This window comes from Curtobacterium sp. MCBD17_026 (assembly GCF_003234895.2).
Taxonomy (GTDB): Bacteria; Actinomycetota; Actinomycetes; order Actinomycetales; family Microbacteriaceae; genus Curtobacterium; species Curtobacterium flaccumfaciens.
In genome coordinates this window covers 1466333-1481034 of the sequence record NZ_CP126281.1, presented here as the reverse complement: position 1 = coordinate 1481034, position 14702 = coordinate 1466333, and the positions used below count along the sequence as shown (strand labels likewise).

The 14702-nt window shown below is 73.5% G+C and carries 13 protein-coding genes; 10 read left to right on the top strand and 3 right to left on the bottom strand.

Features of this window, described 5'->3' with window-relative positions:
• Positions 1-703 precede the first annotated feature (703 nt).
• Together DEI85_RS07005 and DEI85_RS07000 are read right to left on the bottom strand one after the other, a co-directional pair.
• The gene (locus DEI85_RS07005; protein WP_111123431.1) at positions 704-1522 is read right to left on the bottom strand and encodes an ABC transporter ATP-binding protein; all 819 of its coding nucleotides are present in this window, start codon (positions 1520-1522) and stop codon (positions 704-706) included.
• Positions 1522-2421 carry a siderophore-interacting protein gene (locus DEI85_RS07000; RefSeq protein WP_258376336.1) on the bottom strand — a complete coding sequence of 300 codons (900 nt, stop codon included), beginning with the start codon at positions 2419-2421 and terminating at the stop codon, positions 1522-1524. Before DEI85_RS07000 ends, DEI85_RS07005 begins: the two co-directional genes overlap by 1 nt.
• Positions 2422-2486: 65 nt before the next feature.
• Here DEI85_RS07000 and DEI85_RS06995 point away from each other — a divergent pair, with 65 nt between their 5' ends.
• The 7 genes from DEI85_RS06995 (at position 2487) to DEI85_RS06965 (ending at position 10139) form a co-directional block, all read left to right on the top strand.
• Positions 2487-3497: an alpha/beta fold hydrolase gene (locus tag DEI85_RS06995; RefSeq protein ID WP_181435505.1), complete on the top strand. Its 1011-nt coding sequence runs from the start codon at positions 2487-2489 to the stop codon at positions 3495-3497.
• Positions 3494-5038: an ABC transporter substrate-binding protein gene (locus DEI85_RS06990; RefSeq protein ID WP_111123434.1), complete on the top strand. Its 1545-nt coding sequence runs from the start codon at positions 3494-3496 to the stop codon at positions 5036-5038. Before DEI85_RS06995 ends, DEI85_RS06990 begins: the two co-directional genes overlap by 4 nt.
• A gap of 46 nt (positions 5039-5084) precedes the next feature.
• Entirely contained in the window at positions 5085-6038 is a 954-nt protein-coding gene (locus tag DEI85_RS06985) for an ABC transporter permease (protein WP_110859030.1), read from the top strand.
• Positions 6035-6901: an ABC transporter permease gene (locus tag DEI85_RS06980; protein WP_110859031.1), complete on the top strand. Its 867-nt coding sequence runs from the start codon at positions 6035-6037 to the stop codon at positions 6899-6901. The genes DEI85_RS06985 and DEI85_RS06980 overlap by 4 nt, the downstream gene beginning before the upstream one ends.
• The gene (locus DEI85_RS06975; RefSeq protein ID WP_111123435.1) at positions 6898-7725 is read left to right on the top strand and encodes an ABC transporter ATP-binding protein; all 828 of its coding nucleotides are present in this window, start codon (positions 6898-6900) and stop codon (positions 7723-7725) included. Before DEI85_RS06980 ends, DEI85_RS06975 begins: the two co-directional genes overlap by 4 nt.
• Complete coding sequence (locus tag DEI85_RS06970) at positions 7722-8507, top strand: ABC transporter ATP-binding protein (RefSeq protein WP_111123436.1); 786 nt, start codon at positions 7722-7724, stop codon at positions 8505-8507. Before DEI85_RS06975 ends, DEI85_RS06970 begins: the two co-directional genes overlap by 4 nt.
• A gap of 153 nt (positions 8508-8660) precedes the next feature.
• Positions 8661-10139, top strand: a complete 1479-nt coding sequence (locus DEI85_RS06965; RefSeq protein ID WP_111123437.1) for an aminotransferase class I/II-fold pyridoxal phosphate-dependent enzyme — start codon at positions 8661-8663, stop codon at positions 10137-10139.
• Between the two features lie 93 nt (positions 10140-10232).
• Here DEI85_RS06965 and DEI85_RS06960 read toward each other — a convergent pair whose 3' ends face one another.
• A complete protein-coding gene (locus tag DEI85_RS06960) occupies positions 10233-11678 on the bottom strand; it encodes an amidase (RefSeq protein ID WP_111123438.1) in 1446 nt (481 codons plus the stop codon).
• A 70-nt stretch (positions 11679-11748) separates the two neighbouring features.
• Here DEI85_RS06960 and DEI85_RS06955 point away from each other — a divergent pair, with 70 nt between their 5' ends.
• Genes DEI85_RS06955 through DEI85_RS06945 form a run of 3 tightly spaced genes read left to right on the top strand, consistent with a single transcriptional unit; the run spans position 11749 to position 14701 of the window.
• On the top strand, positions 11749-12048 hold the full coding sequence (locus DEI85_RS06955; RefSeq protein WP_110859035.1) for a hypothetical protein: 300 nt from the start codon (positions 11749-11751) through the stop codon (positions 12046-12048).
• 43 nt (positions 12049-12091) lie between these two features.
• Positions 12092-13765, top strand: coding sequence for an ABC-F family ATP-binding cassette domain-containing protein (locus DEI85_RS06950; RefSeq protein ID WP_111123439.1), 1674 nt, complete (start codon positions 12092-12094; stop codon positions 13763-13765).
• A gap of 24 nt (positions 13766-13789) precedes the next feature.
• A complete protein-coding gene (locus DEI85_RS06945) occupies positions 13790-14701 on the top strand; it encodes a L,D-transpeptidase (RefSeq protein WP_111123440.1) in 912 nt (303 codons plus the stop codon).
• Position 14702: the final 1 nt, after the last annotated feature.

The following is a 14702-nucleotide window of genomic DNA, read 5'->3' as shown; positions in this document are numbered from 1 at the left end:
ACTCGGCCGCGGGCCGGCCAGGCGACGAAACGCGACCGGCCCACTGCCTGGAGGCGCGTGGCGCCGCCGCCCCGGCCTCCAGGCCGCCGCGCCCCACGCCCACTGCACCCGCCTGCCGGTCACAACACCCCGCCGGGTGCGCTGCGAGCGGTCGCAGACCGTCGCCTGCGGCGCCGCCAGCCGACGGTTCGTGACCGCTCGGCGCCCGGCCCACGACGTGTCCTGACCACTCGGCAGCAGGCCGGCCAGGCGACGAAACGCGACCGGCCCACTGCCTAGAGGCGCGTGGCGGCGCCGCCCCGGGCCTCCAGGCCGCCGCGCCCAACGCCCACTGCACCCGCCTGCCGGTCACAACACCCCGCCTGGTGCGCGGCGAGCGGTCGCAGACCGTCGCCTGCGGCGCCCCCAGCCGACGGTTCGTGACCGCTCGGCGCCCGGCCCACGACGTGTCCTGACCACTCGGCCGCGGGCCGGCCAGGCGACGAAACGCGACCGATCGACGGCCTGGAGGCGCGTGGCGGCGCCGGAACAGGGTCACGGCCGGTCACAACACCCCGCCGGGTGCGCGGCGAGCGGTCGCAGACCGTCGCCTGCGGCACCCCCAGCCGACGATTCGTGACCGCTCGGCGCCCGGCCCACGACGTGTCGTGACCACTCGGCGGCGAGCCGGCCAGGCGGCAGCAGCGGCAGCGCCGCAAGCGCGTCAGGCCGCGCGCCGCCGGGGCACCACGAGGGGTGTGCCGGTCTCGGGGTCGGGGACGACGACGCACGGCAGGCCGAAGACGTCCTCGACGAGGTCCGCGGTGAGCACCGACGCCGGCTCCCCCGCCGAGACGATCGCCCCGTCGCGCATCGCGATGACGTGGGTGGCGTAGCGCGCAGCCTGGTTCAGGTCGTGCAGCACCGCGACGACCGTGCGACCGGCGGCGTGCAGCGTGGAGGCCAGTTCGAGCACGTCGTACTGGTGCGCGATGTCGAGGAAGGTCGTCGGCTCGTCGAGCAGCACGATGTCGGTCTGCTGCGCGAGCACCATCGCGATCCACACCCGCTGCCGCTGCCCGCCGGAGAGCTCGTCGACACTGCGGTCGGCGAGTGACACGGTCTCGGTCTGCTCGAGTGCGGCCTGCACGGCCTGCCGGTCGGACCCGGACGACGGGTGCAGCAGGTCCTGGTGCGGGAACCGGCCCCGGGACACGAGGTCGCGCACGGTGATGCCGTCAGGGGCGATCGGGGTCTGCGGGAGCATCCCGACCCGCCGGGCGACGGCCTTCGGGCGGTACGAGTCGATCGGCGCCCCGTCGAGGAACACCGTGCCGGCTCGCGGCTTCAGGGTGCGGGCGAAGGACTTCAGCAGCGTCGACTTGCCGCAGGCGTTCGGCCCGACGATGACCGTGAGCTCGCCGTCGGGGATGTCGACGTCGAGCGTGTCCACCACGACCCGGTCGTCGTAGGCCAGGGTCAGCCCTCGGGCCCCCAGCGCGGTGGTCGGGACCGGACCGAGGGCGGTGCCCGCGGCCGGCATCAGTGCTCGGCCCTGCCGTGCCGCCAGTACCCCATGAACGCGACCTGCTTGCGGTCGATGCCGACACCGCGCACCAGGTGGCGGCGGAGTTCCTTGACGCAGCCGGCCTCGCCAGCGATCCAGGCGTACACGGGGCGCTCGTCGACCGGGGCGGGGACGTCCCACAGCACCTGCTCGTCGACGTCCACGTCGGTGAGCTCGACAGCGGGACCGCGGCCGACGGACGTCGGCGCGACGGTGGAGGCCCAGGCGTGCACCTGGTCGGTCATCCGGACCCCGTGGGTGGCGCCGTTGCGGGCGATCCAGCGGACCTCGACCCCGGCGGGCGCGGTGACCGGCAACCGGTCGGCGTCGGTGGGCACCTCGATGAAGACGTGGCCGACGGCCGAGACGTCGAGGGCTTCGAGGATGGCGCAGATGGCCGGTGCGGCGGTCTCGTCCCCGGCGAGCAGGATCCGGTTCGCGTGCCCGGGAGCGAACTCGGCGGCCCCGGTCGGCAGGTCCTCCGGCGACTCGGGGACCCGCGGCCCGACGATGCGCAGCTCGTCACCGACGCAGCAGGCCGACACCCAGCGCGACGCCGGACCGGTGTCGCCGTGCGCGACGAAGTCGATGTCGAGCTCGCGGGCGTCCGGTCGGAACGAGCGGACGGTGTACGTGCGGAGCGGGTTGCGGGTCTCGTCCGGCAGAGCACGCCACGCGGCGTACCAGTCCTCGTCCTCCGGCAATTCGGAGAAGCCGATGCCGGGCAGGGGCAGCACGATCTTGATCCGCTGGTCGAGACCGACCGAGGAGAAGTCGGCGAGCGCCTCGCCCGTCAGGGTCACCCGGACGAAGTTGGGGGTGAGCGACGTGACGGCGGCCACGCGGACGGAGAAGACGCGATACCGGGTTGCCACGGAATCGAGTATGGCATGCCTTACCTCACGTCTCCAGGCCCCGGAACGGTGCGAGGATCGTCCCCGTGTCCGAAGCCCCCGACGACGAATTCGCCGACCTGCCCGCCCTCGCCAGCGCGAGCGGCGTGCATGCGCCGCTCCGCGCCTCCAGGCAGGTGGTCCGCACCACGGACGGCCAGGAGATCTCCGCGATCAGGTGGGGCGACGACGGCCAGGAGGCCCGGATCACCTACCTGCACGGGCTCGGCATCGACGCCCACAGCTTCGACACCACGGCACTCGCCGTGGGCGAGCCGGCGGTCGCCCTCGACCTGCCCGGCCACGGCCGGTCGTCGTGGCGGGAGGACGCGGACTACGCGGCGGCCGCGACGGCGCCCAGCGTGCTCGACGCGCTCGACGCGCTCGCGGTGCCGCCCGGGATCGTCGTCGGCCACTCGCTCGGCGCCATCCTGTCCGCTCGACTCGCGGCCACCGCGCCGGAGCGGGTCACCGGACTCGTGCTCGTCGACATGTCGCCGGACTTCGCGCAGCGTGCGGTCGACCGGATCGCCCGCGCGCTCGAGGCCGAGGAGCCGTTCGAGTCCCTCGATCAGGTCGTCGACCGGGCGATCGAGGCACGGGTCGGCGACGACCGGCAGGTGCTGCTCCGTGAGGCCCGGCACACGACGGCCCTCGGTGCGGACGGGCGACTCGTGCGCCGTCACCACTTCCCGCACCTGCCCGCCGGGCGGACGTCGTCGGTGGGGCGCTTCGCTGATGCGTGGCCGGACCTCGAGGCCCTGCGCGTGCCGATCCTGCTCGTCCGGGGTGACCGCGGGTACGTCTCCCCGAAGCTGCACGCCGGCTTCGCCGAACGCCTGCCGGACGCCGAGATCGTGACGGTGACCTCGCGGCACGCGGTGCAGAACCAGGCACCCCTCGAACTGGCTTCGGCGATCCGGGCATGGGCGGAGCGGCACGGATTGTTGCACCCGATCGAAGAACCGTCGCCGGACGGCACCAGCCGCCGGTACCCTCGTGCGAGCGCGAGGCCCGATCCCAGCCCTCGCGCCCGGAAGGAACCCACAACCCCATGAGTCCGCTCCTGCCCCGTCGCACCGCGCGCACCTCGCGCATCGGGCGTGCTGCCCTCGCCGCCACTGCGATCGCCGTCGTCTCCGCCCTGGCGTTGACCGGCTGCTCCGGCTCATCCGACACCACCGGGGGCAAGGACGCCACGGTGCGCGTCGGGCTGGTGCTCGAGCCGACGAGCCTCGACATCCGCACCCAGTCCGGGGCGGCGCTCGACCAGGTGCTCATCGACAACGTGTACCAGGGGCTCGTCGGCCGGACCGCCGAGGGCGACGTCCGCGACGTGCTGGCCTCGTCACACGAGGTCTCGGACGACGGCCTGACCTACACGTTCACGCTGCGCGACGGCACGACGTTCCAGGACGGCAAGCCGGTCACCGCGGCCGACGTCGTGTGGTCGCTCGAGCAGGTCAAGTCGAACGACTCGTACGTCGACTCCGCCAAGCTCGCGGGCGTCACGTCGATCACCTCGCCGTCGGAGGACTCCGTCGTGCTGCAGCTGGCGAAGCCGGACTCCGACCTGCTCTGGAACCTCACCGGTCGCTCGGGCCTGGTGCTCGAGAAGGCCGCGGGGAACGACCTCTCCGACAGCGCCAACGGCACCGGCCCGTTCGAGGTGACCGACTGGAAGCAGGGCGACTCGCTCACCTTCGACCGCAACGAGGACTACTGGGGCACGAAGGCGAAGGTCGCGAAGATCGTCTTCCGGTACATCACGGACCCGTCGACCGCCGTCAACGCGATGGCGAACGGTGACCTCGACGTCCTGAACCCGGTCGACGGCACGCTGCAGAGCCAGCTGCAGGGCAACGCCGACATCGCGCTGCACAGCGGCAAGACGACCGACAAGTACACGCTGGCGTTCAACAACCGCAAGGAACCGTTCACGGACGAGCGCGTGCGCCGGGCCATCCGGCAGGCGATCGACGCGAAGGCGCTCATCAAGGCGATCGGCGGCACCGGCGTGGAGCAGGGCGGCCCGATCCCGGAGCTCGACCCCGGCTACGAGGACCTGACCGACATCGACGCGTACGACCCCGCGAACGCGAAGAAGCTCCTGGCCGCCGCCGGTCAGCGGGACCTGAAGCTGACGCTCACCTACGCGAACATCTACCCGACCACGATCGGCGACGTGCTGAAGTCGCAGCTCGCCGACGTCGGGATCACCCTGACGGTCAAGCGTGTCGACTTCGCCACCTGGCTGTCCTCGGTGTTCCAGGCACCGAAGTCCGGCGAGCGGGACTTCGACCTGTCGATGGTCGACCACGTCGAGGCCCGTGACTTCGGCAACTGGGCGAACCCGGACTACTACTTCGGGTACGACAACGCGACGGTGCAGGCGCTCTACGCCCAGTCGATCGCGGCGACCGACGAGGCCACGAAGACCGAGGCACTCCGGAAGGCGGCGCGCATCGTCAGCGAGGACGCGGCCGGCGAGTGGCTCTACACGGCGACCGAGATCACCGCGGTGCGCTCCGGCGTGACGGGCTTCCCGGTCGACGGCGGGAACTCGCGCCTCGACCTGGCGAAGCTCGCGGTCAAGTGAACCGGAGCGGCCGCGGCGCGGGGTGCGTCCCCGTAGCATCGGTGTCGTGACCCGGTTCCTCATCGGGCGGGTGCTCCTGCTCGTCGTCGGCCTGCTCGTGGCGAGCGTCATCATCTTCGCCACGCTCCGCGTGCTGCCCGGTGACGTCGCCCAGGTCGTCGCCGGCACGCAGTCGACCCCCGCGCAAGTGGAACAGCTCCGGCAGCAGCTCGGACTCGACCGGCCCGTCGTGGTGCAGTACCTCGACTGGATCGGTGGCGTGTTCCGCGGTGACCTCGGCCGCTCCCTGGTGACGAACGGTGCCGTCGCGCCGGAGATCGCGCAGAAGCTCGCGATCACCCTGCCGCTCGCCGCGATGTCCCTGGCGACCGCGCTGGTGATCGGCGTCCCGCTCGGGGTGATCGCCGCGGTGCTCCGTCGCCGCCCGGGTGGCGCGGTGATCGGGTTCGCGGCGCAGGCGGTCGCCGCCGTGCCCGTCGTGTGGGCCGGCATGCTCCTCGTCGCCCTGTTCGCGGTGACGCTGCACTGGCTGCCGACGCAGGGCTTCCCGCTCGACGGCTGGTCGGAACCCGGGCGGGCGTTCGCGTCGCTCGTGCTGCCCGCGCTCACGATCGGTGCGGTCGAGGGCGCCGTGATCCTCCGGTTCACCCGATCCGCCACGCTCTCCGTCCTCGACGCCGACCACCTGCGCACCGCCGCCGCCGTCGGCCTCACCCGCACGCAGGCGCTGCTCCGCCACGGTCTGCCGAGCGTCGCCCTCACGGTGCTCGCCGTGCTCGGCGTCCAGATCGCCGGGCTGCTCGTCGGAGCCGTCGTCGTCGAGCAGCTGTTCTCCCTGCCCGGGGTGGGCCGGATGCTCGTGACCGACGTCGGCCGCCGCGACATCACGAAGGTGCAGTCGGAACTGCTCGTGCTCACCGGACTCGTGCTGCTCGTCGGGTTCGCCGTCGACGTCGTGCACCGCACCCTCGACCCCCGACAGCGCGAGGTGCAGGGATGATCCGCCGCCTGGTGTCCCGGCCGACCGGGGTCTTCGCCGTCGTCGTGCTCGGCCTGCTGCTCGTGCTCGCCGCCGTGTCACTCGTCTGGACACCGCAGAACCCGTTCCGCGCCGACCCGTTCCACCAGTGGGAGGGGCCGAGCGCCGCGCACTGGTTCGGCACCGACGCCGCCGGCCGGGACATCGCGAGCTACCTGCTCGCCGGCACCCGCACCACCGTGCTCGTCGCGGTCGGTTCCGGGGTGATCGCGAGCGTCGTCGGCATCGTCCTCACCGCGATCGGGTCGCTCACCGCCCGCTGGGTGCGCGAGGGCACCGCGGTCCTGCTCGACATCCTGGTGGCGTTCCCGACCCTGCTCACCGCGATGCTCCTGACCGCGGTGTTCGGCGGGTCGCTCGGCGTCGTGATCGTCAGCGTCGGGCTGTCCTTCGGCGTGACGATCGCCCGCGTGGCCCGCGGTGAGATCCGCCGGATCGCCCGGAGCGACTACGTCACGGCGGCCCGGGCGTCCGGCGTCGGCGGTGCCGGGGTGCTCTTCCGTCACCTGGTGCCGAACGCGGCGCCGCTGTTCACCGTGCAGCTTTCGCTCGCGATGGCCACGGCCGTGCTCGCCGAGGCCGGGCTGTCCTACCTGGGCTACGGCGCCGGATCGGACACCGCTTCGTGGGGCAGCCTGCTGTCCGACCTGCAGACCTACATCGGGGTCCACCCGTGGAGTGCGACCTGGCCGGGAGCCGCCATCGCCCTCGTCGTCGCGGCACTGTCGTTGCTCGGCGACGCGGTGCGTGACGCCTCGGACCCGCGGCTGACGACGAGCGACCGGACCGATCCCGGCACGACCACGCCGGGGGTGACCGCATGACCGACCACGCAGCCAACACCGACGCAGCCGGCACCGCCCACGCCACCGCAGCCTCCGGGCTCGAGGTGCGCGGGTTGTCGGTCCGCATCACGGGGCGGACGATCCTCGACGACGTCAGCTTCACCGTGCCTCCCGGCCAGCGCGTCGGCGTGATCGGCGCGAGCGGATCCGGAAAGTCGATGACCTCGCTCGCCCTGATGGGCCTGGAGCCCACCGGCGCCGTCGTGACCGGCAGCGTCCGCCTGGACGGCACCGAACTCGTCGGCCTGCCCGACCGCGAGCGCGCGCGACACCGCGGATCGGGCATCGCGATGGTGTTCCAGGAGCCGGGCACAGCGCTCGACCCGCTGCGACGGGTCGGCGCGCAGATCGCGGAGCCGCTCCGGCTGCACCGCGGGCTCGACCGGCGTGCGGCCCGCGCGGCAGCGGTCGACCTGGCGGCGTCCGTGGGCCTCCCCGACCCGGAGTCGCTGCTGCGGCAGTACCCGCACCAGCTGTCCGGCGGGCAGCGGCAGCGGATCTGCATCGCGATGGCGATGGCGGGCGAGCCGTCGTACCTGGTGGCCGACGAACCGACCACGGCGCTCGACGTCACCACGGAGGCCCGCATCCTCGACCTGTTCGAGCACCTGCCGGCGGGCATGGTGTTCGTCACCCACGACCTCGCCGTGCTCGCGCGCATCGCCGACACCGCGGTCGTCCTCGACGCCGGTCGGGTGGTCGAGCAGGGCCGCGTCGCGGACCTGCTCGCCGCACCGCAGCACCCCGCCACCGCCGCGCTCGTCGACGCCGCACGTGCCACCGCCAGGAGGACCGCCCCGTGACCCTCCCCGTCCTCGAGGCCTCCGGTCTCCACCGCACCTACCGACTCCCCCGCCGCGGCCCGTTCGAGCCCGGTCCGGTCCGCACCGCCGTCGACGGCGTCGACCTGACGGTCGCTCCCGGCGCACGGCTCGGCATCGTCGGCGAATCGGGATCCGGCAAGTCCACGCTGGTCCGGTTGCTCGCCGGCCTGGAGGCCCCTTCCGCCGGCACCGTCGCCGCCTCCGGCCGTCCGGTGGTCGCGTCCCGGTCCGCGCGGGCGTTGCGCTGGTTCCGTCGCGAGACCGGGGTGGTGTTCCAGGACCCGTACGCGTCCCTCGACCCGCGGATGCGCGTCGGGGCGATCATGGCCGAGCCGTTGCGGGCGCTGCAGGTCCCGGGGTCGCACGACGACCTGGTGCGTGCCGTGCTGGAGCGAGTCGACCTGCCCGCCGACACGGTCGACCGGTACCCGCACGAGTTCTCCGGCGGGCAGCGACAGCGGATCGCGATCGCCCGGGCCGTGGTGCACTCGCCCCGGATCCTGTTCGGCGACGAGCCGATGAGCGCCCTCGACGTGGTGGTCCGTGCCCGGGTGATCGAGCTGTTCCGGTCGCTCGCCGACGACCTCGGGCTGACGCTCGTGCTGGTGTCGCACGACATCGGCGTCGTGCAGCGGCTGTGCGACACGGTCGCGGTGATGTCCGACGGCCGCATCGTCGAGCACGGACCGGTGTCGCTCCTCGACGATCCGCAGCACCCGGTGACGCGGGCGTTGGTGGCGGCGGCACCGACGCTGCCGTAGGGCGGCCGGCGCGGCCCGGGGCGAACGTGGGGGTACCGACGCGGAGCGACACCGTCGACGTCGTACGACGACGACTCCGTCGCACCTCCCGCCGCGCCCACCGAGTCCGGCGTCCTGAGCCGACGGTGCACGCCGCCCGGGTAGACGGGATCCATGAGCGGCGACCTCGACCAGACCCAGGCACCCTTCCTCGACGCGCTCCGGGACTACCACGCCCGAGACCGCTACGGCTTCTCGCCACCGGGCCACCGGCAGGGCCGCGGCGTCGACGCCGACACCCTGGCCGTGCTCGGCAAGGACCCGTTCCGCGCCGACGTGCTCGCCAGCGGCGGACTCGACGACCGGAAGTCCTCGAACGGGTACCTGACCACCGCGGAGTCCCTGATGGCCGAGGCCGTCGGTGCCGACACGGTCTTCTTCTCGACGTGCGGGAGCTCCCTGTCGGTGAAGGCGGCGATGCTCGCGGTCGCCGGCGTCGAGGGCGGGATCCTGGTCAGCCGTGACGCGCACAAGTCGGTGACCGCCGGCCTGGTGTTCTCCGGGCTGCAGCCGTACTGGGTGGAGCCGCGACTCGACCGTGACCAGGGGATCTCCCACCCGCCGTCGCCCGCCGACTACGCCGCGGTGTGGGACGAGCACCCGGACGCCGCCGCCGCACTCGTGGTCAGCCCGACCCCGTACGGCACCTGCGCGGACATCGCCGGCATCGCGGCGGTGTGCCACGAGCGCGGCAAGCCCCTCATCGTCGACGAGGCCTGGGGTGCGCACCTGCCCTTCTCCGAGCAGCTGCCCTCGTGGGCGATGGACGCCGGCGCCGACGTCTGCGTGACGAGCGTGCACAAGATGGGCCTCGGCTTCGAGCAGGGGTCCGTGCTGCACCTCCGTGGCGACCTCGTCGACCACGACCACCTGTGGTCCTGCGCGGACATGCTCATGACGACGAGCCCGAACGTGCTCGTCTACGCGGGCATGGACGGCTGGCGTCGGCACATGATGCGCGACGGCGCTGGGCTGATCGCGCAGACCATCGCGCTCGCCGAGCAGACCCGGCAGCGCATCGAGGCGATCGACGGCATCCACGTCCTGCACGACGAGCTGCTCGGGGCGGAGGCATCGCACCAGCTCGACCCGATGCGCATGCTGCTCGACGTCGAAGCGCTCGGGATCACCGGGTACCAGGCGCACGACTGGGTCCGCGAACACCACCGGCTCGACCTCGGTCTCTCCGACCACCGGCACCTCGGCATCGACGTGTCGCTGGCTGACGACGACTTCACGACCGACCGGCTCGTGCACGCCCTGCAGTCGCTCGCCGTGGCGGCACCGGACCTGCCGCAGACGCCGCCGGTCCGCATCCCGGAACCGTCGGGCCTGCTGCTCGAGTCGGTGATGACACCCCGCGACGCCTTCTTCGGCGCGGTCGAGCTCGTGCCCGCCGACCAGGCAGCGGGGCGGATCGCGGCCGAGCAGGCGACCCCGTACCCGCCCGGGATCCCGGCGTACGTGCCCGGAGAGCGGCTGACGGCCGAGGTGATCGACTACCTGCGCAGCGGGCTCGACGCCGGGATGGTCATGCCGGACCCCACCGACGGGAGCCTCGGCGTGATCCGGGTGGTGCAGGAGACGAGCTGAGCGGGCGCACGAGCCCTGCGACATTCCACGCGTCGTTCGACTGGTGGTCTGTCGGAGAACGCGTGTTTGTGGGACCCGGCCCCGGGCCTCCCGTCAGGCGGTCCAGGCGGCCGGGTGCCGCCGCTGCCAGCGCAACCGGCGCTCGAGCTGCGCGCCGATCGCGAGCAGGACGCGCTCACCGCCGGGGCGTCCGATCAGCTGCACGCCCATCGGCAGCCCGCCACCGTCAGGGTGGTCGTCGTCGGTCACGCCGACGGGCAGGGTGATCGCGGGGAGCCCGGACACGTTCGCCATCGACGTCCACGGCGAGTAGGCGCACTGGCGGCGGAAGTCCTCGTCCGGGTCGTCGCCGTACCAGCCGAGGGGCCGCGGCGTCATCGCGAGGGTCGGCGTGAGCACCGCGTCGAACCGGTCGAAGGCGCCGATGAGCGTCGTCGAGAAGGCGTCGAGCGTCGTCATCGCGTCGAGGACCTGCGTGCCGGACAGTGCCTGTCCGCGGGCCACGAGCCACGCCACGAGCGGGGTCAGCGACGTCGGGTCGATGCCGGGCACCTGCGGCAGGCGGGCGGCGGAGCTCTCCCACGCCACCCGGAACGCGTCGGCGTACGGCACCCGGGGCATCCGGACGTCCTCGACGCCGTGCCCGACCTCGCCGAGCACCCGCACGGCGGTCTCCACGGTGGCCCGGGCCGCGGGGTCGACGACCACGTCGACGGTGTCGTCCCACGGCGACCCCTCGAGCACCCCGACGACGAACCGGCCCTCGCCGCGGACGGCTGCCGCGGTGAACGGCCCCTCGCCGACGTCGGGGGTGACGAGGGCGTAGGGCGACGGCTCCGGCAGCCCGGTCGGCGCGACCAGCGCGTCGAGCAGCATGCCCGCGTCGGCGACGGAGCGGGTGAGCGGCCCGGCCACGGACAGGCCGCCGACGCCGGAGCGGCCGGGCATCGACGGCACGCGGCCGCGGCTCGGCTTCAGCCCGACGAGTCCGGTCGCCGCGGCGGGGATCCGCACCGATCCGCCGCCGTCCGACCCGACCGCGGCCGGCAGCAGTCCGGCGGCGACGGCGACGGCCGCACCGCTCGACGACCCGCCCGGCGCGCGCGCGGTGTCGTAGGGGTTCCGCGTCACGCCGAGCCGGGTCTCGGACGACGAGGACATGCCGAACTCCGGTGACGCGGTCTTACCGAGGCTGACGGTGCCGGCCGCGTCGAGCGCGGCGACGAGCGGGTGGTCGGCCGACGCGGGCCGCTCCGGCAGGCTCGCGGTGCCGTTCCGCGTGGGGACCCCGGCGCGGTCGTACAGGTCCTTGTCGGCCGACGGGAGGCCCCACAACGGTCTCGACGTCGGCAGCAGGTGACCGAGGCGATCGGCTCGGGCCCGGGCAGCGTCCGCGGTGACCGTCACGAAGGCGCCGAGTCCGGCGTCCAGGCGTTCCACGCGGGCCAGGTAGTGCTCGGTGACCTCGAGGGCGGTCGCCTCGCCCCGGCGGATCCAGTCCCAGAGTTCCTGTGCGGAGAGGTGGTGGAGTTCGAACACGGCTCCGAGCCTAGGCGGCGGTGGCCCGTGCGTGCCCGGCCGGTGCTCCGGTGCCCCGTATCCTTCGACGGTGGACACCACTCTCCCCTCCGGCACGACGAAGCGCCGGATCGAACTCCGGCTCGTCCGGCCCCTGTTCGCCTGGTTCGCCCGGCCGACCGTCACCGTCGACGGGGTGGGGCACCCGGCCCAGTGGGGCACCGGCACGTGGGCGGTGCCGGACGACGGCGACACGGTGATCGGCGTGTACCTGTTCAACCGAGCGTGGCGGTTCGGGGCGGCATCGGTGTCGGTCGGCGGCGCGACGGCGCTCGAGTACCGGAGCGGGCTGCTGCCGGTGGGTGCGGGTCGACTGGCGCCCAGGGGCTGAGGGTCACGCCGGGGGTGCCGCTTCCGCGTGGGACGATGGGCGCATGACCGCCACGCTCGTCGCCAAGGGCCTGTCCGGCGGGTACGCCGCTCGCACGCTGTTCGACTCCCTCGACCTGACGGTGGCGCCGGGCGACGTGATCGGGGTCGTCGGCGTGAACGGTGCCGGCAAGTCCACGCTGCTCCGGCTGCTGGCCGGGGTCGACGAGCCGCTCGCCGGCACGGTGTCCCTGGCGCCGACGGACGCGTTCGTGGGGTGGCTCCCCCAGGAGCACGAGCGCATCGCGGGCGAGACCGTCGCGGCGTACCTCGGGCGGCGGACCGGCTGCACCGAGGCGACCGTGACGATGGACGCGGCGGCGGCGGCGCTCGGGGACCCCGATGCCGGCGACGCAGCGGCCGACCGGTACTCGACGGCGCTCGACCGCTGGCTCGCCGCGGGGGCCGCCGATCTGGAGGACCGGATCCCGGCGGTGCTCGCCGACCTCGGGCTCGAACCCGGCACCGGCGACTCCGGTGCGGACGGCGTCGGCCCGGACTCGCTGATGACCGCGCTGTCCGGTGGGCAGGTCGCCCGCGTCGGGCTCGCTGCGCTGCTGCTCTCGCGGTTCGACATCGTCCTGCTCGACGAGCCGACCAACGACCTCGACCTGGACGGCCTCGACCGGCTCGAGGCGTTCGTGCGCGGGCTGCGCGGCGGGGTGGTGCTCGTCAGCCACGACCGTGAGTTCCTGGCGCGCTCGGTGACCTCGGTGCTCGAGCTCGACCTGGCGCAGTCGTCGAACCGGCTGTTCGGCGGCGGGTACGACTCGTTCCTCGAGGAGCGCGAGATCGCCCGGCAGCACAAGCGTGACGCGTACGACGAGTTCGCGTCGACGAAGGCCGACCTGGTCTCGCGGGCACGGACGCAGCGCGAGTGGTCGAGCCAGGGTGTCCGGAACGCCATGAAGAAGAACCCGGACAACGACAAGATCCGCCGCCGTGCCGCCTCGGAGTCGAGCGAGAAGCAGGCGCAGAAGGTCCGGCAGATGGAGTCTCGCATCGCCCGGCTCGACGAGGTCGAGGAGCCACGCAAGGAGTGGCAGCTCGAGTTCACGATCGGCAGCGCACCCAGGTCGTCGGCCGTCGTCGCGACGCTGTCGGACGCCACGTTCACCCAGGGCGACTTCACCCTCGGCCCGGTCTCGCTGCAGGTCGACGGCGGTGACCGGATCGGCATCACCGGTCCGAACGGCGCCGGCAAGTCCACCCTGCTGCGGGCACTGCTCGGCAAGCAGGCGCCGACGACGGGCACGGCCTCGCTCGGCTCGAGCGTCGCGGTCGGCGAGGTCGACCAGGCGCGTGCGGCGTTCACCGGTGACCAGCCCCTGGCAGCGGCGTTCGAGGCGATCGTGCCCGAGTACACCACCGCCGACGTCCGGACGCTGCTCGCGAAGTTCGGGCTGAAGGCGGACCACGTCGGCCGACCGGCCTCGGCGCTCTCCCCTGGCGAACGCACCCGGGCCGGGCTCGCGCTGCTGCAGGCCCGCGGGGTGAACGTGCTCGTGCTCGACGAGCCGACCAACCACCTCGACCTGACCGCGATCGAGCAGCTCGAGCAGGCGCTGGAGTCCTACGACGGGACCCTGCTGCTCGTCACACACGACCGGCGCATGCTGGAGACCGTCCGACTCGACCGGCAGTGGCGGGTCGAGGGCGGAACCGTCACCGAACGCTGACGGATCGACCGAGGGGGACGCACCATGCGACGCAGCACCTGGATCGCGACGACCGCCGGGGTGGTGGTGCTCGCCGTCGCCGCCGTCGTGGTGGGGGCGACCGTCGGGTCACCGGCGCCGGAGCCGACCCGGGCGGCACGGGCGACGACGACACCGACCCCGAGCGCCACGCCGACGCCGACGCTCGCGGCCGTCCCCGCTGCACCGTCCGACGCGACCCTGGCCGCGCTGCCGTTGGCGTTCCACGACGCCGTCGTGCCGCAGTTGCTCGACGGCGGGGACGTGGAGCCCGAGGACACCTGGCAGATCGCGACCCCGCGCACGCCGCTCGTCGCCCTGTACGCGAGCCCGTCCAGCCGCGCCCGACCGGTGGCGACCCTGTCCCACCTGGTGTCGACGATCAACCGACCCGCGGCGACCGCGGTGTGGGGTCGCTCCCCCGGCCGGGACGGCGGGATGCTCCTGGTGTCGACGCCGTCCCGGAACCGCACCCCCGGTGACGGCGGCGACCCGGACGCTCCGAGTGCGACGTTCGCCTGGGCCCGGGCGGCCGACTTCACCGTGACGCGGACCGACCGGATGATCCGGGTCGACGTCGCCGCCAGCACGGTGTCCGTCGTCACCCGGACTGGCGAGGTCACCGCGACCGAGGCCGGCCGGCTCGGGACGCCCGAGGACCCCACACCGGTCGACATCGCCACCTACGTCGAGGCGGCGTACGTCGACACCCGCGTCGCGTACACGCAGGGCAACCCGATCATCCTGACCGGGGCGCACTCGTCCCGGATCCCGTCGTACGGCGGCAACGCCGCACTGACCGCGTTGCACTACTACCCGGACCCGACCGGCAGCTCGCACGGCTGCGTCCGGATCTCGGCGGAGATGACCCGGACCCTCGCCGCGCTGCCCGTCGGCACGCCGATCCGGTTCAGCTGAG

Excerpts from the sequence above, each read along its gene's own strand:
- DEI85_RS07005 (WP_111123431.1), bottom strand. The coding sequence starts at position 1,522 with ATGCCGGCCGCGGGCACCGCCCTCGGTCCGGTCCCGACCACCGCGCTG.
- DEI85_RS06965 (WP_111123437.1), top strand. The coding sequence starts at position 8,661 with ATGAGCGGCGACCTCGACCAGACCCAGGCACCCTTCCTCGACGCGCTC.
- DEI85_RS06945 (WP_111123440.1), top strand. The coding sequence starts at position 13,790 with ATGCGACGCAGCACCTGGATCGCGACGACCGCCGGGGTGGTGGTGCTC.
- DEI85_RS06950 (WP_111123439.1), top strand. The coding sequence starts at position 12,092 with ATGACCGCCACGCTCGTCGCCAAGGGCCTGTCCGGCGGGTACGCCGCT.
- DEI85_RS06975 (WP_111123435.1), top strand. The coding sequence starts at position 6,898 with ATGACCGACCACGCAGCCAACACCGACGCAGCCGGCACCGCCCACGCC.
- DEI85_RS06990 (WP_111123434.1), top strand. The coding sequence starts at position 3,494 with ATGAGTCCGCTCCTGCCCCGTCGCACCGCGCGCACCTCGCGCATCGGG.
- DEI85_RS06980 (WP_110859031.1), top strand. The coding sequence starts at position 6,035 with ATGATCCGCCGCCTGGTGTCCCGGCCGACCGGGGTCTTCGCCGTCGTC.